Consider the following 19,893-nt stretch of genomic DNA (forward strand, 5'->3'; position numbering starts at 1 on the left):
AACGTCCTACGGTGTGGACTTTTACGCCGAGTTGGGCAGCGATCTCCTGATTCGACTTCCCCTCCGCAGCTCGCAGGATCATCTTGGCGCGTTGCGCCTGCCGCACCGCGACCTTCCGGCTTCTGGACCATTGCTGAAGCATCGCCCGCTGGCTCTTGCTGAGGTGAATCTCGGCTGCGACCCGCATCGTGCCCCTCTGGCCGTTCGCCGCGAGGGTAACGTGGATAGTCCAATAGTGCCCTTTATTTATGAATCATATCACTAGAACCCGGAAGCCCCTCTCCTTGAACCTCCGCGAGATCTGAGCCCGCGACTGCGCCCGGTCATCGACAACCAAGACTGTCGGTCCAAAGGCCTCCATCGCCTCGCTCCACTCTTGCTGATGCCCCTTCCTTGAGCCTACGCAAGCTTCCTTCGGGACGGCAATGTGAGGCAAGTGTTACCTGGCGGCTGAGGTGGACCCGTGGCTGTCGGCCTGGCTGCGTCCGCGGGACGGGTGGAGATCCTTCAGGAGGGCCGGCATCCCCCGAACTGCCGTCCGAGGTTCGCGATCACCAACCCTCGCCCTCCAGACAGATGAGACAGCCAAGACCGGCAGGCATTGGGGATCCGTCGGTGTGAGCGCACCTGGATCCCGGCGGTCAGAGCTGAGGCGCGTGATCGTCGCCCACCGCGTTCCCTACCCGGTGGGTGGCCGCGGCTCACCCCTGCCTGGCCCGCCCGTATCAGACGTTGATCGACGCCTTGCGTGGGCGACGAACTGATCGATATCTGCCTGGGCGTATCGGACGGCGTTTCCGAGCTTCAGGAGGCGTGGCCCGCAACCCTGGAGTCGCCACTTCTGGAGTGTGCGCACGCTCAAGCCGAGCGCAGCCGAGGCATCGCGTTCTGTAAGCAGAGGTGTCATTGCGGCTTCTCATTCGCAAGCCGCGTGCCATTCGATCCAGGACGCGCGCCATCCGGAAGGCCATGGAGATCGTTGACGGTTTTCGGCGGGATCGACTACGGGCTCCGAGGTGGGACGGCAATTGGTCGTCGATCGGCGACCAGCCGGTGACAGCTGGCTCGGACACCCGGTGGGAGGTCGGGGGCGGGATCACGGGCCCGTCGGGCTCATGTCCGAGATTTTCTCAAGAAAATGAGGTCGCAGGAATAGGCCGAACACGCTGCCCACAAACGTCAGAGGCGTTTGCGGCCCGCGTCTGCCGGATCGCCTAAGTGCCCGGAATGGCGGAGAGGGTGGGATTCGAACCCACGGTACCCTTGCGAGTACACCTGATTTCGAGTCAGGCACGTTCAACCGGACTCCGCCACCTCTCCGCGAGGAGCCCAGAAAGCTAGCGAACCCCCGCAGGGCCGTCGGCCTCTCGATCGGCGCTAGCCTTCCGCCAGTTCACCGGAGGCAAGAGATGGCCAGCACGACCCCGGCTCCCGATCCGTCTGTCGACGCAGCCCGCAAGGAGACGGATACGGTCCCCGCCGATGCCTCCGCGATTTCCACGGTCGCGCTGCGAGACATCGCCGTGGCCGTCGCCCTGCTCTCGGTCTGGGCCGGAGCCGATGCCTGGTATCTGGCGAGTGGCGTGGGGCTCGGCGCGGTCCTCAGTGCGATCGGTGGGCTGCTGGTGGGCGCAGCCGTGACGGCACTTGCTCACGAGTGGGGACATTTCGCGGGCGCGCGGCTCTCGGGAGGTACCGCGCCGGTTTCACCTGCGAAGGGTTTCGTGCCGCTCTTCATGTTCGATTTCGAGCGAAGCCGGGAAGAGCACTTCCGGGCCATGAGCATGGGCGGAAACCTGGCTCATTGGTTCGTGGCCCTTGCCTGGTTCGCGCTGTTGCCGGGCGACTCCCCGGGGCAGATCGCCGTGCAATGCGGCGGCATCGGCTTTGCGGTCTTCGCGAGCACGATCGAATTCCCGGTGATCCGACGAGCCTTCGCCGGCGTCCCGGGCAAGGAGGCCCTGGGCGGGATCGGTCAGGACACCCTGCGCCGCAGTGCGTGGATCGGCCTGGCCAGTGCGCTGGTTCTATTCGCCCTGCTCTAGCCCGCTTCCCGAGTCGCAGACCAGGACTGGCCGACGCTCGACGCTAGGCGCCCGTCGGCGAATAGCGGAGCAGCACCCGGCTACCGTCGGACAGGCCCTTCTCGAAACGCGGCCCCCACTTGGCCCATTCGGCCGGGTACTTGGCTCCGAACTTCCCGAGCGCCGCGGCATGGGCGTCCGCATCCACGCGTGCCTTCGCCGCGAAGGTCGGCGACTTCTTGAAGGCACCATCGGACGTCGTCCAGACACCGTGGTTGCCCACCCAGAGCCGCGCGCGGGAGAGCCCCTTCTCGATCGCCACGGCCTTCCAGCGCTCCTTCGCCGTCACGACCAGCAGATCGTCTCCATCCGCAACGAACCAGACTTCCCCGTGGCAGGTGCTCTCCGCACCGTCGCTGCGAAGCGGCGAGACATAGACGAGGGGGCTCTCGGCCATGGCCTTGCGATGCGCATCACCGAGGGGACCCGCGTCGGCTCGGAGCAGCTCGGCAGGCGCCAGCCCCGCGAGCACTACGCCCGCGCCGGTCGTGTGGAGGAATCGTCGCCGTGTGAGAAAGGGTGCGTGGTTCATGGCGCGAAAAGCTAACAGATACCGAGTTCCTTGAGCTGCCTCCTGGCCTGGGGTGCCCAGCCGCGATTCGCCGCGGGGCTGGCGGGGCTCGGGTGGAGGATGCTCGCGATCTTCACCTCCATTCCGTCCAGGGCATCCCGCGCCCGGGTTTCGGCAAACTTGCCAATGCCGATCAGCCACTCGGGCTCGAGCAGCGAAACCAGGCGACGAAGGTGTTGATCGCAGGCGGTGTAGACAGGATCCCGTTCCCCGGGCGCCAGCTTGTCCGGCGTGCGGTTCTTCCCGCTCTCCTCCATGAAGACGAGCGGGCAATAGTTCGCGACGAAGGCGCCTCGGAAGAAGCGCTCGGCCGTGTCGTACTGCTCCGCGATGGCGCCCCACAGGCGGGCGCCGCTCACCTCGCTCCGGGTGCAGGCGAAACCCTCGATGGGGCGCTTGGGATGCTCCGGGGTCGGCCGACCGACGGGAGCCTCGATCCCCATCCAATCGCGCACGAGCGCGATCTCACCGAAGGGCACCCCCGTCTGGGCCATCCCGTAGGGCCCCGGGTTCATCCCCAGATAGACGACGCGCTTGGGCGTCCCTGCAAAGCGGCGCAAATAGGCCCGGTGGGGCCGTGCGGCGTAGATGAGCGGGTTGTAGACGTGGGTCACCGGAGCCGCGAAGCGAAGCGGCGCCAGTTCCTGAATGAGACGCCGTTCGGCTGCCAGAACCCGATCCACGAGGGCCATGGGGCAGGACCGTACCCGCCGCTACTCTATGACGCCTCCGCGGAGAAGGATGATCGCAGGGTCCCGGCCGAGCTCGGTGCCCTGTGAACCCCGTCAGGTCCGGAAGGAAGCAGCGGCAGCAAGACGCCGGTTGCGGTTGGGGGTGCCCTGCGATCTTCCTTCTCCGCGGTGCACGATGAGCGCCGAACGGCGCGGAGGCCCTCCCCCAACGTGTCCTATCAGGTCCTGGCCAGGAAGTATCGCCCCCGGGGTTTCGACGAGGTCATCGGGCAAGATCACGTCACCACGCCGCTGCGGAACGCGATCCGCTCCGGCCGGATTCCCCACGCCATCCTGCTCACGGGTCCTCGGGGTACCGGCAAGACGACCCTGGCGCGCATCTTCGCTGCCTGCCTGAATGCGGAGAAGGGCCCGACGGACAGCCCGGATCCGGAAGATCCCGCCTGCCTGGAAATCCAGGCGGGTACGTCGGTGGACGTGCAGGAGATCGACGCCGCCAGCCGCACGAGCGTCGATGACGTACGCGAGATCATCGAATCGATCCGCTACGCCGCGGCGCCGGGCAAGCATCGGATCTTCATCGTGGATGAAGTCCACATGCTCTCGACGCCGGCGTTCAACGCGTTGCTGAAGACCCTCGAAGAGCCTCCGCCCGAGAGCCTGTTCGTCTTCTGCACGACCAACCCGGAGAAGATCCCGTTCACCGTCGTTTCCCGCTGCCAGCGTTACGACCTGCGGCGCATTGCCACCGCCGAAGTGGCGGAGAATCTCGGTCGGATCGCCGAGGCCGAGGGCTTGTCGGTTTCGGAGACGAGCCTGCTTGCCGTAGCACGTGCCGGCGACGGTTCGATGCGCGATTCCCTGACGCTGCTCGACCAGCTGATCGCGTTCGGCGGCGAGAAGGTCGACGATTCACGGGTGGCTGAGGTTCTCGACCTGATCGATCGCAGCGTGCTGCTGGCGATCGTCACCGGCTGCATCGAAGGCAACGCCGGCGACGCACTCACGGCCTGCCGACATGCCTGGGAGAGCGGCGTCGACGCCAAGCGCCTGGGCGGAGAGTTGTTAGGCCTGCTGCGAGATCTCGTGGTACTTCGGGTCGCTCCCGAGGCCGGCCTGGTCGAAGGCGCCGACGCCGAGGTCGAAGCCCTCCGCAAGCTCTCCGGGCTGACAGAAGAGGCGCGCCTGCGGCGCATGTTCCGTGCATTGTTGAAGGAACAAGAAGACCTGGCGTGGGCGCCGGATCCGTTCTCGGTGCTCGAGGTCGCGCTCGTGCGGCTGGCCACGATGCCCTCGGGCGATCAGGTCGAACAGCTCCTGGGGCGCATCGACGCCCTGGAGAGGCAGCTCCGCGGTGGCGGAGGAGGGCCGTCCGGTGGTAGCGGCAGTGGAGGCCCCGCCGGCGGGAGCCAGCGGAATGTCGCGAGCGAACGACCCGAGGCGACCTCCCGCCCAGGAGCGGCTGAAGCACAGGCGGCCTCGCCGGCGGCATCCGAAGCACAGGTAGCTCCGCCAACGCCGGAACCCCGGCCGACGCCCGAGCCGCCGGCTGCGCAGGAGCGGGCAGCGGCAAAGCCCCGGGAGACGCCGCCCGCCAAGGCCCCGGAAACACCGCCCCCGCCGACAGCCGCTGCCTCGGGCAGCGCAGCCACGAGAGATGCGCCTCTCCCCCTCGTCTACGACCGCCTGCGCGCCTTCGCACAGGAAGCGAACCGCGGTCTCTTCGCCGCCCTCGAAGGCGGGTCCCTCCTCGAGTGCAACGACACCCGGTTGCGGATCGAGCTTCCCTCCGGAATCGCCGCGCGGCGCCTGCAATCCCGGGTCGGCGAACTGGTGGCTGTCTGCGAGAGCTTCTTTGGCCACGCCCTGGACGTGAAACTGCAGACGGCCGAAGAGGGAGGGCCGGCGACCGCGGGGCGATCCGAAAGTGTTTCGGAGCAGACCCCTGAAGGCCGCCGCAAGCGCCAGGAAGCTCTCAATCATCCGGCCGTGAACGACACGCTCGACATTCTGGGAGCCGAGATCCTGGAGATCAAACCAACGGGTGGCGGCACCACGCCGGAGGTCGGATGAACCGGGCCCTCCAGCCCTCCTCGAGGATGAAGCGATGAACCAAGAAGACCTGGGTGACCTGCTCGCCAAGGCACAGGAAATGCAAACCAAGCTGGCCTCGCTCCAGCAGGATCTGGCCCGCCGGACGGTCTCCGCGCAATCGGGCGGCGGCATGGTCACTGCGGTGGTCCGTGGTGATCTGCGCGTCCAGGAATTGAACATCGAGCCGGCCCTGGTGGCGGGTGGCGACCGGGAGATGCTCCAGGATCTGGTCGCCGCTGCCGTCAACGCCGCACTCGGTTCTGCCCAGCGCATGGTCCAGGAAGAGATGCAGAAGGCCGCCGTCATGGCCGGCATCCCGGGCATGGGTGGAATTGGGGGGCCCGGTGGGCCCCCGGCGGGCAACGTTTGAACGCTCCGCCTCCGATCGAGCGGCTGATCGGCGCCTTGCGTCGGCTGCCGGGTATCGGCGAAAAATCTGCCACCCGCCTGGCCTTCTTCATGCTCTCCGCGCCGGAGACGCTGGTCATCGAACTGGCCGAAGCCATTCGGCGCGTGAAGCAGGAGATCGTCCTTTGCGAGCATTGCTTCGATCTCACCGAGGTCTCGCCCTGCGGCATCTGCGCCAGCGATGCCCGGGACCATGCACAGATCTGCGTGATCGAAGAGCCGGCGGATCGGGCCGCGATCGAGCGGAGCGGGAGCTTCAAGGGCGTCTACCACGTGCTGGGAGGGGCGCTCTCGCCGATCGATGGCGTGGGTCCAGAGGAGTTGCACATCGCTGAGCTCGAAGCGCGAGCGCGGAGCGGCAACGTCCACGAGGTCGTTCTCGCCACCAATCCGAATGCCGAGGGCGACGCCACTGCGGCCTACCTGGCCGAACGGCTGCGCCCGCTGGGCGTGCGCCTCAGCCGGATCGCCTACGGTATGCCCATGGGCGGCGACCTGGAATATGCCGATCACGTGACGGTCGGGCGTTCCATCCAGAACCGACAGGTCCTGGAATGACGGGAGGCCGCCCCACGCCGGCTGGGAGCCGCCCGGGAGGGCTAAAGCCCGCGCCCTCGTCGTCCGATCGGAGGAGCGGCCGGGCGGCTTGCCGGGCTTTCCGGGCGAGGGTACCGTGGCTCGAAAGAGCCCTTCAAACCCGGACAGTTACGATGGTTGTTGCCGAACTCGGCAAATCCACATTCGGCTGAAGCGGCAGGGGATCGCACGATGATGGACACACAGCTCGTGATGTACGAAGAGGATTTCAAGAAGATCCTCGCCGTCATCCAACGGCTGGTGCGGGACGCCAACGCCAAAGGCGTCTTCGTAGTCGACAAGAATGGTCAGCTGATCGCCGAAGCCGGCGAGGTTCGCGGAATCGATACCACGAGTCTGGCCTCCCTCACCGCGGGCAGCATCGCGGCGACCGGTGGACTCGCGAAGATCATCGGCGAGGAAGATTTTCCGGTCCACTTCCACCAGGGCACGCGGGACAACCTGCACATCACCCTGGTCGGGGGCCGCATCATTCTCGTGGTCGTCTTCGACGATCGAAGCTCACTCGGCCTCGTGCGGCTGCGGGTCAAGAAGGCCGGCGCCGAGATGGGCAAGGTCTTCGAAGAAATCCAGAAGAAGGCCGAAAAAGAAGCGGCAACGGGGACCACGAAATCTCCCTTTGCCGAGATCACCGACGACGACATCGACAACCTTTTTTCCGAGTAGCTCCACGTAGCTTCGAGCAGGCCCCATGTCCTTCATCAACTATTCGTCCCGCGAGATCAACTGCAAGATCGTCTACTACGGCCCCGGGCTGTGCGGCAAGACGACGAACCTGCAGTTCATCTATACCAAGACGAACCCCGACCTGAAGGGGAAGATGATCTCGCTCGCGACTGAAACCGAGCGCACCCTCTTCTTCGATTTCCTTCCGCTCGCGCTCGGCCAGATTCGCGGCTTCAAGACGCGCTTTCACCTGTATACCGTGCCGGGCCAGGTCTTCTACGACGCCAGCCGCAAGCTGATCCTGAAGGGCGTGGACGGTGTGGTCTTCGTGGCAGATAGCCAGATCGAACGCATGGAGGCGAACCTCGAGAGCATCGACAACCTCAAGGTGAACCTCCGCGACCAGGGTTACGAACTCGACAAGATTCCGTTCGTGATCCAGTACAACAAGCGGGATCTTCCGAACGCCGCGCCGCTCGACGAACTTCGGCGCCAGCTGAACACCTTGGGCGTGCAGGATTTCGAGGCGAGCGCGACGACGGGCGAAGGGGTTTTCGAGACCCTGAAAGCCGTGGCGAAGACGGTGCTTTCCGACCTGAAGAGGTTGTCGCGGTAGCTGCGACTTCAGGAGTGCCTCCAGCCCCCGGCCCACTCGCCGCGTGCTCCGTGGCTGCGCCGGTACTGAAGATCGCGGTATCTTTCCGCCATGCCTTTGATCGAGGTTTCCGGGCGGAAGGTCTACTACGAGCTGCACGGGCCGGAGCTTGCTCCCCCGCTGGTGTTGGTGATGGGGTTGGCCGGATCGTGCCAGGGATGGCATCCGTTGCAGGTGCCGGAACTCTCCGCTCGACACCGGTTGGTGCTCTTCAACAACCGTGGAGTCGGAGAGAGCGAGGATCCAGGCGGGCCGTTCACGACGGCGGATCTGGCAGGGGATCTGGATGGGCTGCTCGGAGCCCTTGGCATACGCAAGACTCACGTGCTGGGTGCATTCCTTGGCGGAATGACGGCTCAGGAGTTGGCCCTCCGGTTCTCGGAACGGGTGGACCGGCTCGTACTGGTCGGCACCTATGCGCGGCCGGACGCGAAGCGAAGGATGCTGCTCGAGAAGTGGCGAGAGATGGCGCGACACGGAACTTCGCCGGAAGTCTTCACCCGCGAGCGATTGCTCTGGACGCTGCAGGACGAAACCCTGGAGCAGGCAGACCTGATCGAGGCGATGAGTCGCAGCTTTCCCGGCCATGAACTGCAGCTCGATGCCGACCTTCTGGCGCGCCAATGCGATGCCTGCCTCTCCCACGATACCTACGACCGCCTACGGAAGATCGAGCACCCGACGTTGGTGGTCTGTGGGCGTCAGGATCAGCTCACCCCGTCGAAGTTCTCACGCGAGTTGGCGGACGAGATTCCGAACGGACACCTGGTCACCTTGGCGTGGGGCGCCCACCTGGTGATGGCCGAATGCGCCCAGGAGTTCAATCGCACGGTGCTCCACTTCCTGGGAGCCCCCGGCGGAGCCTAACGGGGACCTAGCGGCTGCGGAATCGAAGCTGCGAAAGTGTCTCACCGAGCACAGCGTCTTCGGCGACAGCGCGACGCAGATCTCTTGCGGTGAGCCGAATGTCGCTCCCGACGTAGATGCGATTGTCGAAATCGGCGAGGCCAACCTCGACGACGTTTGGGAAGAGGTCGGTCATGGCTTTCCTTACGTCGCTCGCTTCATCGAGAGCATTCGAGACGAGCACACCTCCGGGCCGCAGAAGTGCCTTCGCCTCATCCAGCAGCGGATGCGGCAGACCCTCCGGCTTGTAGGCATTTCGACCGCTGCCGACGAAGACATCCTCGAGGATCGCGTCGTACCGCGCACGCTCGCTGCGAACCACTTCGCGGGCATCACCAACGCGCACATCGAGACCGAGGGCGTCCAGATCGAGATGTTCCTGGGCCAGGCGCACCACGTCCGCAGAAAGCTCGACACCGACGATGACGGCCTCCGGCGCCAGCGCACGCACGATCCGGGCAGCACTTCCACCGCCGAGCCCGAGCAGTAGCACCCGTCGGCGGCGTTTCGATGGGACGGCGAGGACGCCGGAGGCGATCGCGTCCCAGACCGAGCCGGTCGTGACACGGCCGGGCTCGTAGGTGGAGGCGAAGGTATCGTCGATGCGCAGCACCCGCCGCTGGCCCTGACGAACGATGCGCGCGCCCTTTCTCATGCTTGCCCTCCATCTCGTTACAATCAGCTGCGATGACGGGGAACCTGTTTCCGGATGAAGCGCAGGAGTCGCAAGACCCGGAGCGCGACTGCGCCCGGGTGGCGCTTCCGGTCCCTTCCCATCAGCTCTTCGACTACGCGGTTCCGGCCGACTTGGCAAGCGAAGCCCTCGTGGGCTGCCGGGTTCGGGTGCGTGCGGGCGGCCAGGGGATGGTCGGCCTGGTCGTCAGCGTCGGCCCCGCAGAGCTGGACGGACGGCGCCTGCAGCCCATACAGAAGCTCCTCGATGGCAGCCCGGCCATACCGCCGCCTCTGATGGCCGCCCTGCTCGAGGAGGCCCGTGAGGTGCTCTGCCCTCCGGGCATCGCATTGCATGCCGCCCTCCCGCCGGGCGGCACCGCGAGGACGGTGCGCGCCCTGGCCCTGGCACCGCGGGGGCAGGAGGCGTTGCGTGTCGGTGCCATTCGCGACGAGGAGGCAGCGCTCCTCGACTGGCTGGGCCGCCGGCCGCGAACCACGTCGGAGCTGGCACGGCGCGCGCCGGAGTTGGCCGATCGGCTGGGCGCGTGGGAGCAGGACGGGCTGATCCACCGCGTGCTCGACGAGCGCGGCCCGCGGAGCCGGGTTCCGCGCGAGCGTTGGGCCCAGTTGGCCCCCGGCTGTGATCCGGAGGCCCTGCTGGTGGGGCCTCTGGCCCGTGCTCCGCGCCAGGCGGAACTGGTCGAGGCCCTGCAGGCGGGGCCCTCCTCGGTAGCCGCCCTGGCCGAGCGCTTCCCGCGCGCCTCCGCGGGTTTGCGAAGTCTCCAACGACGAGGCCTGGTCGAACTCTCGGAACGCGATGTGCTTCCCGGCGCAGAGAAGCGGGAGCCCGACAAGGAAGTCATCCTGACGCCCGAGCAACGCGCCGCGTGCGAAGCGATTGGCACGGCGATCGAGAACCGGGAACCCGAGACGTTCCTTCTGCACGGCGTGACCGGCAGCGGCAAGACCGAGATCTACATGCAGGCCATCGCCGAAGCCCTGGATCGCAAACGTCAGGCACTGGTGCTGGTACCCGAAATCACGCTCACACACCAGATTCTCGGACGCCTGCGCGCCCGCTTCGGTGATGCCCTTGCTGTCTTGCACAGCGGTCTCAAGCCGAGCGAACGCCTGGCCCAATGGGAGCGCTTGCGCCGCAGCGACGTCCCGATCGCCGTCGGCGCACGCTCGGCACTCTTCGCGCCCCTGCATGATCTCGGCGTGATCGTGATCGACGAAGAACACGACAGCGCCTACAAGAACGAGGAGGGTTTCCGCTATCACGCCCGGCGCTTCGCAGCACGCCGTGCGCGGGCCGAGGGCTGCCCGTTGATCCTGGGCTCGGCCACGCCCTCCCTCGAGGTGCGCTACGCCGCAGAGCGGCAGCGCATTCGACATCTACGCCTCGAACATCGGCCGAGTGGTCAGCCCCTGCCCGGAGTCCAACTGGTCGATTTGCGGGAGGAACGGGCCGCCCTGCCCCGCGGCCGCAAGCTGATCCTCGGCAGCAGCCTGCTGCGCGGCCTACGCGAGACGACGCGAGAAGGCGGCCAGGCCATCCTGCTACTCAATCGCCGCGGCTTCTCGACCCAGATCGCCTGCTTCGAATGCCAGTACGTCTGCCGCTGCAAGCATTGCGACATCTCGCTCACCTACCATGCCGGCCAGAACCAGCTGCGTTGCCATTACTGCGACCACCGCGAGGCACCGCCGGAGCTGTGTCCTCAATGCGGTGCAGACTCGACGGCGTTGCTAGGCATCGGAACGGAGAGGCTCGAAGAAGAGGTGCGCGTGCATCTGCCAGACGCCCGGACGGCGCGATTGGATCGGGACACGGCTGGGCCCCGGGGAGCGACCGAAGAGATCCTGCGCGGCCTGCGCGAGGGCGCCATCGACATCCTGATCGGCACCCAGATGGTGGCCAAGGGCCACGACTTTCCTGGGGTTCGTCTGGTGGGCGTCGTCAATGCCGACCTCGGCCTTCACTTCCCGGATTTCCGCGCCGCCGAGCGGACGTTTCAGCTACTCACCCAGGTCGCCGGCCGAGCCGGCCGCGGAGGGCTGCCCGGGCGCGTGATCTTGCAGACGTCGAGTCCGGATCACTACGCCATCGCACCCGTCGCCACCCACGACTACGAAGGCTTCTACCGGGAAGAACTCGGCCACCGGGCGAGCCTCGGCTACCCGCCGCTCGGGTACCTGGCCCAGGTACGCGTGAGCGCGGAAGACGAAGGACGCGCAGCCGGCTTTGCCGAGCGCCTTGCCTCCCTGGCCCAGCACGCGTCAGGCGACACCCCTTGCGAAGTGCTCGGCCCGGCGCCCTCCCCCATCTCGCGGTTGCGCGGCCGGTACCGATTCCAGGTGCTGCTCAAGCACGGCAACCCGCAGGTGGTACGCAAGGCCGCCGAGCAGGTGGCGGCGGCGCTCGAGCGCGTGCCGGGCGGCATCCGGGCAAGTATCGATCTGCATCCGGTGGACATGCTGTAGAGAGGGGAGCGTCTGGCGTTGCCGACGCCTCGCAGCATGGGCCCTGAATCGCCCGGTTCCGTCGACACCCTCTGAGGCCGATTGCTACGTTGCCCGCCATGGCGCTCCGCCCGGTGCTCCTCTTCCCCGATCCTAGTCTCAAACGCCTCTCGGCCCCCGTCGAAGACGTGACGGAGGAGTTGCGCGAACTCGCCGCGGACATGATCGAGGTCATGTACGACGAGCCCGGAATCGGCCTCGCGGCTCCCCAGGTGGGCGAAGCCATTCGCATGGTCGTGATGGATACGGAGTGGACGGAAGAAGGCAACGACCGCGACGCCCAGGTGGTCATCAATCCCGAGATCCTCGAACGCGAGGGCAGTGTGCTCTGGACCGAGGGTTGCCTCTCGGTGCCGGATTTCCAGGCCGAGGTCGAGCGGGCAGCCCGGGTCAAGGTTCGATACATCGACCTCGAAGGCAACGAACACGTGGAAGAGTGCGACGATCTCAGGGCCGTCTGCTTTCAACACGAGATCGACCATCTCGATGGCGTGCTCTTCGTCGATCGGATCAGCCGGTTGAAGCGCGGCTTGTACACGAAGAAACGGAAGAAGGCGCTGAAGCTCGAGGAAGAAGACGTTGCCGAGAGCGGCGCGTTCTGAGTGCGCGAAGCTTGCGACTGCTGTTCTTCGGAACCCCTGAGTTTGCGGTTCCGACACTCGCCCGCTTGTTGGCCGGAAGACATCCGGTGGTCGGTGTGGTGAGCCAGCCCGATCGCCGACGCGGACGCGGACGCAAGACATCGCCGTCCCCCGTCGCCAGCCATGCCCTTGCAGCAGGCGTTCCGCTCTTCCGGCCCGAGAAGGTCGGCACCCAGGAGGTCGCTGAGACCCTGGCGGCCACCCTGCCCGACCTGGGCGTGGTCGTGGCTTTCGGGCAGTTCCTGCCGAAGCGAATCCGCCAACTCCCGTCGTTGGGTTATTTGATCAACGGGCACGCGAGCCTGCTGCCGCGGCATCGCGGCGCGGCGCCCATCGCCCATGCGCTGCTGGCCGGTGACGTGGAGACCGGGGTTTCCGTGATGCGGGTCGAGCGCGAGATGGATGCCGGCCCGGTCGCCCTCGAGAAGCGCACGAAGATCGGCCCGGATGAGGATTGCGGAAGCCTGACAGAACGCATCGCGCAGCTCACCGCCGACGCCATCACCGAAGGCCTCGACCGGATTGCCGAAGATCGCGTGACGTGGACCGAGCAGGACCCGACCCGCGCCAGCCTGGCCCCGAAGATCGAACGGAGGGACGCTCACCTCGATTGGAGCGACGACGCGAGCGCATTGGTCCAGCGGATTCGCGCGATGGCGCCGCGGCCAGGCGCGTTCAGTGAGTGGAACGGTGAGCCATTGCGAATCCTGGCAGCTCGCGCCGAGGTCGGGGATGACGCCTGCGCTCCCGGCACCGTCGTCATCGATGACGAGGCGCCGCGCATCGCAACGGGAAGCGGCTGGCTCCGCCCCCTGCGATTGCAACGGCCGGGCGGAAAAGTCCTGGACATCGGCGAGTTCCAACGGGGTCGGGGCCTGCAGAGCGGTACCCGTCTCGGTGAAGGCGCGAACGGATGAGCCGCGAGGTTTCACGTCGGCGCCGCAGGGGCGCCCAGGCCAGTGCCGGCCCGCGCCGGGGGGCGCCCCCGACACAAGCCCGGATCGTCGCGGTGCGTGTGCTCGAACGAGTCGAACGCGCCGGGGCCTACGCCGATCTCGCCCTCTCGGGAGCCCTGCGGCGCAGTGGCCTCTCGCCCCGCGATCGTGCTTTCGTCACCGAACTCGTTTACGGCACCCTGCGCTGGCGCGGTCACCTGGACGCGCTGCTGCGCGCCGTCCTCGACCGACCCAACGAGCGGCTCGAAGCCCTCGTAACGACGCTCTTACGCGTCGGGGCCTATCAAATCGTCTTCGAACACTCGGTCCCATCGTCGGCTGCCGTCGACCAGACTGTACGCTGCGCGAGGGCGCTCGGAGTCTCGCGAGCAGCCGGACTGGTGAACGCCGTGTTGCGTCGATTGGCGCGAGGCCACGAGACGATTCCGATGCCCAGTCTCGAAGACGATGCTTGCGGGCATCTGGTCGATGCCCTCTCCCTTCCGTCACCGATCGCGGAGCGTTGGCTCGCACGGTTGGGGCCAGAAGAAGCTGCGCTCCTGGCCGAAGCATCGAACAAGGTGCCGCCCCTCGTCGCCCGGCTGAATCCCCAGCGGACGGATCGCGAAACCCTGCTCGACGAGCTGCGCAGTCGCCTGCCCGACGTGAAGGCCTGCCGGTATGCACCGCTCGGTGTGAATCTTGGCCACCACGGCTACCCGGGCCATGATCCTGCGTTCCTCGAGGGGCGCTTCACGATCCAGGACGAAGGCTCCCAGCTCGTCGTAGAGCTTCTCGATCCTCGGCCCGGCGAACGCGTGCTCGATGTATGTGCCGCACCGGGCGGCAAAGCCGGCGCCATCGCCGAACGGGTCGGTGAGCAGGGCCGGGTCGACGCCTACGATCGGAACCCCCGACGGCTCGGCCTCGTCGCACGCAGCGCTCGCCGATTGGGCCTCGGGAACGTGCAGACCCGTGAGGTCGATGCCACGCGGCCACTTCCGGACGAAGGCACCCTCTTCGATCGTGTACTGGTCGATGCGCCTTGCTCGGGCCTCGGCACGCTACGCCGGAACCCGGATGCTCGTTGGCGCTTCGATGAGGCCAACGTGGGGCGATTGGTGGAGATCCAACAGCAGATCCTGCGCAGGTCCGCCGCGGCACTTCGGCCCGGCGGGACACTCGTCTACAGCACGTGTACCCTGCTCCCGGAAGAGAACGAGGCCGTCGTGGAGGGTTTCCTCACCGAGGCCAAGGATTTCACCCCCTGCAAACCGGAAGCGCTGCCCGAGGTGGTGCAGCCGCTGATCGGCGACGCGGGCTGGCTTTCCACCTGGCCCCACCGGCATGATACGGACGGCTTCTTCGCCGCCCGCCTGGAGCGAAAAGCTTGAACGACATGCCCATTCGCATCGCGCCCTCGATCCTGGCCTGCGATTTCGGAGCCCTGGCCCGAGAGATCGCGGATATCTCCGCCGCCGGTGCGGATTGGATCCATGTCGACGTGATGGACGGCCACTTCGTGCCGAACCTGACGATCGGCCCGCCGGTCGTAGAGGCCGTGCGGGCCGCAACCCAGAAGCCGCTCGACGTACACCTGATGATCGAGGCGCCCGAGCGCTCGATCGCTGACTACGTCAAAGCCGGTGCCGATCGGGTGGGTGTCCACGTCGAGACGTGCCCCCATCTGCACGGGACCATCGGCCAGATCCAGGATCTCGGGGCCAAGGCCTGCGTGGTGCTCAACCCGGGCACACCCGCCGTGGCGATCGAGTCGGTGATCGCGGACGTGGAACAGGTGCTGGTGATGAGCGTCAACCCGGGCTTCGGCGGCCAGTCGTTCATCGAGAGCAGTCTCGACAAACTTCGCCAGATCCGGGCCTGGGCCGACGAGCGCAACCCGGCTCTCGAGATCGAGATCGACGGCGGCATCGCCAAGGGGACGATCGGAAGAGCCGCGGCGGCTGGGGCCAACGCGTTCGTCGCCGGAACCGCGATTTTCAAGGCGGAGCCCGAGGACTATCCCCAAGCGATCGCGGCCCTCCGCGAGGAAGCCGAGGCCGCCCGACGCGGCTGACCCCGACGGCCCGCTGGGCTAGCGTCCCACATCGGGTCGGAGGAAGTCCAGATGCGCGCCCTTCTCAACCGGTGGCCGTCGGCCGCCGGAATTGCAGCCTTGTTTGCTCTCTTGCTGGCCGCGGCGCTCGTCGCGCCCCCCCAACCGGCTGCATGGGCCGCCGAAACTCCGGCCGAGACCCAAGCCGAGGATGCCGGCACCCCGCAATCCGAGCTGACCGGACGCGAGATCTATCAATGCGTGCTGGACAATCGCTTCGAATCCTACATCCAGCATTCGAACCTGCTCTCCGGCGATCGCGGCGGCGCCACCCAGATCTCGAAGCTTCGAATGACCTGGAAGAGCTTCCGCGAACTGGAGAAGCAGGTGCTCTCCCGCTCCCTGGTCAAGTACCTGGACCCCTTTGATCTGCGCTTCTCCGGCTACCTGATCCAGAACAACACAGCCCGCGCGAACGACCAGTTCGTGTACCTGGCAGCCACCCGCCGCGTGCGCCGGGTCAATCTGCGCCGTGAAGCGGTCTTCGGCACGGACTTCACCTTCGAGGACGTCGTCCCCCGCGAGATCGAAGACGGCGACTACTCCCGGCTGCCCGACAAGGTGATCGACGGTGTGCCGACCTATGTGGTAGAGGTCACTCCGAAAGAGCACGCCAACTCCGACTACTCGAAGTTCGTGACCCACGTCGAGAAGGAACACTGCGTTCCCCTGCTCACGCTCTACTGGGACGAAAAGGAGATCGAGGTCAAGAAGCTGATGGCCCCAGCAGACAAGGTGCAGGAGCTCGACGGGGTCTGGATTCCGATGGAGTTGACCATGCGCAACCTCCAGCTCGACACGTTCACCACCCTGACCATCGAAGACATGGAGCCCAACCCGAAGCTCCACCGGAAGATCTTCGACCTCTCCCGACTGGAATCCCACTGAACGCGGCGGAGGGACGCTCAGGCGCGGGTTCGGACGAGGAGAGCGGGCAGCAGGACCAGATCGTTCACGAGGCAGATGCCCATCGTAACGGCTGAGAGCACGCCAAACTGCCGCAGCGTGGCGAAGCCCGAGAGTGCCACGACCAGGAACCCGGCCATCAGCATCACCGAGGTGATCGCGATGGGACGGCCGATCCGACGACCGCAAGTCGCCGCGGCTTCCTCCGGCGTGAGGCCTCGGCGCCGCTCGCTGCCGTAGCGCACCAGGAAGTGCACCGTATCGTCGATGGCGATGCCGAGCGCCACGCTGCCGATCAGACTGGTCGGCAGGGAGAGGGGCGCAGCCCCGAACCCCAGGATTCCGAAGTAGATCGCGACCGGCACCAGGTTCGGAAGCATGGCCACCGCCCCCAACCGAATCGAGCCGAACGAGAGTGCGATCAAGATGAAGATGGCGATCGCTGCCAGACCCACGGTACGCGGCTGCCCGCGGGCAATCCCGTCGGCGCTATGGGAGAGCAGCAGGGCATTGCCCGTCACCGCCGCGCTGACGCCCTCGGGAAGCTCCATCTCCGCCACGAACGCCTCCAACTGCCCGGTCACCTCGCGAACCTGGGCCGTACCGACGGCTCCAGTCCGCACCATCACATTGGCGCGGCTGTGATTCACGTTGGCATAACGATCCAGATGCCCCTTCGGCGTCATGAAGAGAAGCTCGGCTGCCGCGCCTCGCGTATCGGGAATTCTCTCCTGGCTCGGGTCATCCTTGGCCATGGCCCGGTTCATCACCCGGACCGTGTCGACCATCGAAAGCGTGCGGCCGACGTTTGGAATCGTCTGCGCTTGATCCTGGAGGCGCTCGATGGCGCGAAGCATCTCGGGCTCGCGGAAAGCACCCGGCGTCTCGCTCTCGAAGGAGACGAAGAGCGGAACGGCACCGGCCAGGAGGCGATTCACCGCTTCGAAATCCTCGCGCACGGGCGCGCCCTCGTCGAAGAAGGAGAGATAGTCGGTATCGATCACGATGCGCGGGATGGCGACGAGGGAAGCCACGAGTGCCAGAGCGAAGATCAGCAACCAGGTTCCGGAGCGGCGGGCGGCCAGCGATGCAAGACGCTCCAGCGAGGTGTCGAGGAGTCGAGCAATCGAGGCTGCCAAGGCTGTCCCTGAGCCCGCGTGACGAAGCGGCATCAGGGCCAGGGCCGCCTGCACCATCGTCAGGGTCAGCACCGTGATCGCAGCCACTCCCAGGACGGCGAAGGCACCCACTTCGAAGACCGCCGGAACGTCCGTGATGAGGAGTGCCGCGAAGCCGATCATCGTCGTCAGCCCGGCAACCGTGACGGGCAGACGCATGTGCTCGAGGCTTCGCAGTGCTGCCTCTTTTGGCGAGGCCGCTCCCTCGACCTCTTCTTCGTAGCGGGTGACTGCGTGGATGCCGTAGACGCTGCCGATCGCCGCAAGCATCGGTGCGAGAAGCGTGGTCAGGACGGTCAGCGGGCGTTCGAGGAAGGCGATGGCACCGAAGGTCCACAGGGTGGCCAGCAGGATGGTGCCCATCGGCAACAACACCCCTCGCCGTGTGCCGAACACGATGTAGAGACCCAAGGCGACGACCAGAAGCGCCAGGGGAATGAGCGTCCCCATATCGCGCAGCATCATCTCGTAGACCCGGTTCTTCACATGGGGGCGCCCGGCAACGTAGAGGTGCGTGCCGTCGGCGATCTCGCCTCGGACGATCTCGAGAATGCGCGCATCGAGCTTCGAGCGAATGAACTCCTCGTCGGTCAGCTTGCGAAAAGTGACGTTGATGGCGGCCGTACGGCCGTCGACCGAGAGGATCGTCCGGGCGTAGAGTGGGTTGGCCAGGGCTTCTTCCCGAATGGCGGCCAATGCTTCGGGCTCGGTCGGGATTTCCTCGATGAAATCCGCGATGTCGAGCCAATCCGCCTCCCTGTCGAAGCGGAACGCCACCACGTCCGTCAGGCTCTGAACCGTCCGGACCTCGGGAAGGTGGTCGATGGCGTCGGTGATGCGCCGCAGCCGTCCGAGCCCCTCTGCGGTAAAGAGGTCGTCCGCCTCCATGGCGATCACGAAAACCTCGTCGTCGCCGAAATTGCGCACGGCCGCCCGGTACACCTCCTGAGCTGGATCGCCAGCGGGCAAGAGCGGTTCGGTGGATGGATCGATGCGCAGGTTCACGCCCAGGGGCTCGAGCCGTACCAACGGCACCGCGGCCAGCACCGAACTCAGCGCGACCAGCCCGAGCACGAGCCGGGGATGCCCCACCACCCAGGCGGGACGGAGGATCGGAAGGGCCAGGCCGACCGCAACGGCGGCGGCCATCAATGCTGCAAAGAGAATCGGATCCATGGCGGGCGCCGCGCCATGATAGGGCGAAGATCCGCCGCCGCGACCCACCAGAGGCCCCCTGGGCCGGATTCTGGCCCGGCTTGTGGCCCCCGGCCGCAACCGGCATATTCCCGCGCGGCAAAGCCGCCGGTCGGGGCGTGGCGCAGCTTGGTAGCGCGCTTCGTTCGGGACGAAGAGGTCGCTGGTTCGAATCCAGTCGCCCCGACCATTGTGGCTGGCCTGTTCGCAGGGTGCGAATCCAGTCGCCCCGACCATTGTGGCTGGCCCGACATGGGCCTTCGCCGACCAGAGGGATTTCCCTTTGGATCCGGGGCTGATGGAGACGACCGATGCCCGAGCTACCGAGCCCCGACTCCGCGCACCCCGCCCGCCTCGCGGCCTGGCATTCCATCGACGCCGTCGCCCGCGGCGACCGGCAGGCCTGGCTCGACGGCTTCGCGGACGACGCACTCCTCGAGGATCCGATCGGCAAGTCCATGCTCGATCCGGAAGGCAAGGGCCACCGGGGAAAGCAGGCAATCGCCGCCTTCTGGGACAAGAACATTGCGGCCGTGCGTCCGATCTTCAGCCTGCAGCACTCGCTCGTCTCGGGGAATGAATGCGCCAACGTGGGGACGTTGATGACCCAGTTCGAAAACGGTGCCGTCTCGAAGATTTTTGGCGTCTTCGTCTACCGGGTGAACGACCAGGGCAAGGTCACCTCCCTTCGGACCTATTGGGAAATGGGCGACATGGAGATGGTGCCCGCCTTTTCCGAGCGAGTGAAGAGCTAGATTTGCTCCCGTCCATGAGCAGAAGGTGGGGGATTGCTCTCGCCGGACTGCTCGCATGTGGCCCCGGGGAACATGCGCCCTCGCCTGCTTTCGAACGGGCCCGCACCCAGGGTTCGGCCGCAGAGCGCGAGTGGCGCACCTACCTGGGCGATCGCGGTGTTTCCCACCACTCGCCGCTCGATCAGATCAATCGCGATACCGTCACCGGACTCGAGTTGGCCTGGAGCTACGACGCGGGCGAGGCCTCGGAATACGACGTCTCGCAGATCCAGTTCAATCCGCTCGTGGTCAAGG

21 protein-coding genes, 2 tRNA genes and 1 other RNA gene are annotated in these 19,893 nt (G+C 66.5%); 17 read left to right on the forward strand and 7 right to left on the reverse strand.

From position 1 onward, the window contains the following. The 3 genes from GY937_13885 to GY937_13895 all read right to left on the reverse strand — a co-directional run. Positions 1–187 (reverse strand): IS630 family transposase (locus GY937_13885; GenBank protein MCP5057795.1); only part of this gene is annotated, 187 nt, incomplete at its 3' end. Between the two features lie 492 nt (positions 188–679). After that, the gene (locus GY937_13890) at positions 680–907 is read right to left on the reverse strand and encodes a helix-turn-helix domain-containing protein (GenBank protein ID MCP5057796.1); all 228 of its coding nucleotides are present in this window, start codon (positions 905–907) and stop codon (positions 680–682) included. Between the two features lie 321 nt (positions 908–1,228). After that, positions 1,229–1,320: transfer RNA gene (locus tag GY937_13895), tRNA-Ser, on the reverse strand. An 89-nt stretch (positions 1,321–1,409) separates the two neighbouring features. Between GY937_13895 and GY937_13900 the strand changes: the two genes are divergently transcribed. Further along, entirely contained in the window at positions 1,410–2,045 is a 636-nt protein-coding gene (locus GY937_13900) for a hypothetical protein (GenBank protein MCP5057797.1), read from the forward strand. Positions 2,046–2,088: 43 nt separating this feature from the next. On the opposite strand, the gene GY937_13905 is transcribed toward GY937_13900, so the two are convergent. Both GY937_13905 and GY937_13910 read right to left on the reverse strand, forming a co-directional pair. Further along, the gene (locus GY937_13905) at positions 2,089–2,616 is read right to left on the reverse strand and encodes a twin-arginine translocation signal domain-containing protein (GenBank protein ID MCP5057798.1); all 528 of its coding nucleotides are present in this window, start codon (positions 2,614–2,616) and stop codon (positions 2,089–2,091) included. 11 nt (positions 2,617–2,627) lie between these two features. After that, positions 2,628–3,347, reverse strand: coding sequence for a single-strand selective monofunctional uracil-DNA glycosylase (locus tag GY937_13910; protein ID MCP5057799.1), 720 nt, complete (start codon positions 3,345–3,347; stop codon positions 2,628–2,630). Between the two features lie 59 nt (positions 3,348–3,406). Between GY937_13910 and ffs the strand changes: the two genes are divergently transcribed. The 7 genes from ffs to GY937_13945 all read left to right on the forward strand — a co-directional run bounded on the left by ffs (position 3,407) and on the right by GY937_13945 (position 8,634). Next, positions 3,407–3,494, forward strand: an RNA gene (gene ffs, locus GY937_13915) — signal recognition particle sRNA small type. A 63-nt stretch (positions 3,495–3,557) separates the two neighbouring features. After that, positions 3,558–5,420: a DNA polymerase III subunit gamma/tau gene (gene dnaX / locus GY937_13920; protein ID MCP5057800.1), complete on the forward strand. Its 1,863-nt coding sequence runs from the start codon at positions 3,558–3,560 to the stop codon at positions 5,418–5,420. A 34-nt stretch (positions 5,421–5,454) separates the two neighbouring features. Further along, complete coding sequence (locus tag GY937_13925) at positions 5,455–5,811, forward strand: YbaB/EbfC family nucleoid-associated protein (GenBank protein MCP5057801.1); 357 nt, start codon at positions 5,455–5,457, stop codon at positions 5,809–5,811. Further along, positions 5,808–6,407, forward strand: a complete 600-nt coding sequence (recR, locus tag GY937_13930) for a recombination protein RecR (GenBank protein ID MCP5057802.1) — start codon at positions 5,808–5,810, stop codon at positions 6,405–6,407. Before GY937_13925 ends, recR begins: the two co-directional genes overlap by 4 nt. Before the next feature lie 213 nt (positions 6,408–6,620). Beyond that, complete coding sequence (locus GY937_13935) at positions 6,621–7,112, forward strand: roadblock/LC7 domain-containing protein (GenBank protein ID MCP5057803.1); 492 nt, start codon at positions 6,621–6,623, stop codon at positions 7,110–7,112. Positions 7,113–7,137: 25 nt separating this feature from the next. Continuing rightward, positions 7,138–7,728: a GTPase domain-containing protein gene (locus GY937_13940; GenBank protein ID MCP5057804.1), complete on the forward strand. Its 591-nt coding sequence runs from the start codon at positions 7,138–7,140 to the stop codon at positions 7,726–7,728. A 90-nt stretch (positions 7,729–7,818) separates the two neighbouring features. Continuing rightward, the gene (locus GY937_13945; protein MCP5057805.1) at positions 7,819–8,634 is read left to right on the forward strand and encodes an alpha/beta fold hydrolase; all 816 of its coding nucleotides are present in this window, start codon (positions 7,819–7,821) and stop codon (positions 8,632–8,634) included. A gap of 7 nt (positions 8,635–8,641) precedes the next feature. Here GY937_13945 and GY937_13950 read toward each other — a convergent pair whose 3' ends face one another. After that, a complete protein-coding gene (locus GY937_13950; GenBank protein ID MCP5057806.1) occupies positions 8,642–9,328 on the reverse strand; it encodes a methyltransferase domain-containing protein in 687 nt (228 codons plus the stop codon). Between the two features lie 32 nt (positions 9,329–9,360). On the opposite strand from GY937_13950, the gene priA reads away from it, so the two are divergent. The 6 genes from priA to GY937_13980 all read left to right on the forward strand — a co-directional run bounded on the left by priA (position 9,361) and on the right by GY937_13980 (position 16,454). After that, a complete protein-coding gene (priA, locus tag GY937_13955) occupies positions 9,361–11,835 on the forward strand; it encodes a primosomal protein N' (GenBank protein MCP5057807.1) in 2,475 nt (824 codons plus the stop codon). A gap of 98 nt (positions 11,836–11,933) precedes the next feature. Then, the gene (locus GY937_13960) at positions 11,934–12,476 is read left to right on the forward strand and encodes a peptide deformylase (protein ID MCP5057808.1); all 543 of its coding nucleotides are present in this window, start codon (positions 11,934–11,936) and stop codon (positions 12,474–12,476) included. An 11-nt stretch (positions 12,477–12,487) separates the two neighbouring features. Beyond that, the gene (locus tag GY937_13965) at positions 12,488–13,432 is read left to right on the forward strand and encodes a methionyl-tRNA formyltransferase (protein MCP5057809.1); all 945 of its coding nucleotides are present in this window, start codon (positions 12,488–12,490) and stop codon (positions 13,430–13,432) included. Further along, a complete protein-coding gene (gene rsmB / locus GY937_13970) occupies positions 13,429–14,844 on the forward strand; it encodes a 16S rRNA (cytosine(967)-C(5))-methyltransferase RsmB (protein ID MCP5057810.1) in 1,416 nt (471 codons plus the stop codon). The genes GY937_13965 and rsmB overlap by 4 nt, the downstream gene beginning before the upstream one ends. 5 nt (positions 14,845–14,849) lie before the next feature. Further along, positions 14,850–15,527 carry a ribulose-phosphate 3-epimerase gene (locus GY937_13975; GenBank protein ID MCP5057811.1) on the forward strand — a complete coding sequence of 226 codons (678 nt, stop codon included), beginning with the start codon at positions 14,850–14,852 and terminating at the stop codon, positions 15,525–15,527. Between the two features lie 51 nt (positions 15,528–15,578). Then, complete coding sequence (locus GY937_13980) at positions 15,579–16,454, forward strand: outer membrane lipoprotein-sorting protein (protein MCP5057812.1); 876 nt, start codon at positions 15,579–15,581, stop codon at positions 16,452–16,454. 17 nt (positions 16,455–16,471) lie between these two features. Here GY937_13980 and GY937_13985 read toward each other — a convergent pair whose 3' ends face one another. Beyond that, a complete protein-coding gene (locus GY937_13985) occupies positions 16,472–18,874 on the reverse strand; it encodes an RND family transporter (GenBank protein MCP5057813.1) in 2,403 nt (800 codons plus the stop codon). 83 nt (positions 18,875–18,957) lie between these two features. Here GY937_13985 and GY937_13990 point away from each other — a divergent pair. From GY937_13990 to GY937_14000, 3 genes are all read left to right on the forward strand, one after another. Next, positions 18,958–19,034: transfer RNA gene (locus GY937_13990), tRNA-Pro, on the forward strand. A 121-nt stretch (positions 19,035–19,155) separates the two neighbouring features. Further along, the gene (locus tag GY937_13995; protein ID MCP5057814.1) at positions 19,156–19,599 is read left to right on the forward strand and encodes a nuclear transport factor 2 family protein; all 444 of its coding nucleotides are present in this window, start codon (positions 19,156–19,158) and stop codon (positions 19,597–19,599) included. Positions 19,600–19,613: 14 nt separating this feature from the next. Further along, positions 19,614–19,893, forward strand: a 280-nt coding sequence (locus tag GY937_14000; GenBank protein ID MCP5057815.1) for a hypothetical protein, incomplete at its 3' end; no start/stop codon positions are given.

The organism is bacterium, from assembly GCA_024228115.1.
Classification (GTDB): domain Bacteria; phylum Myxococcota_A; class UBA9160; order UBA9160; family UBA6930.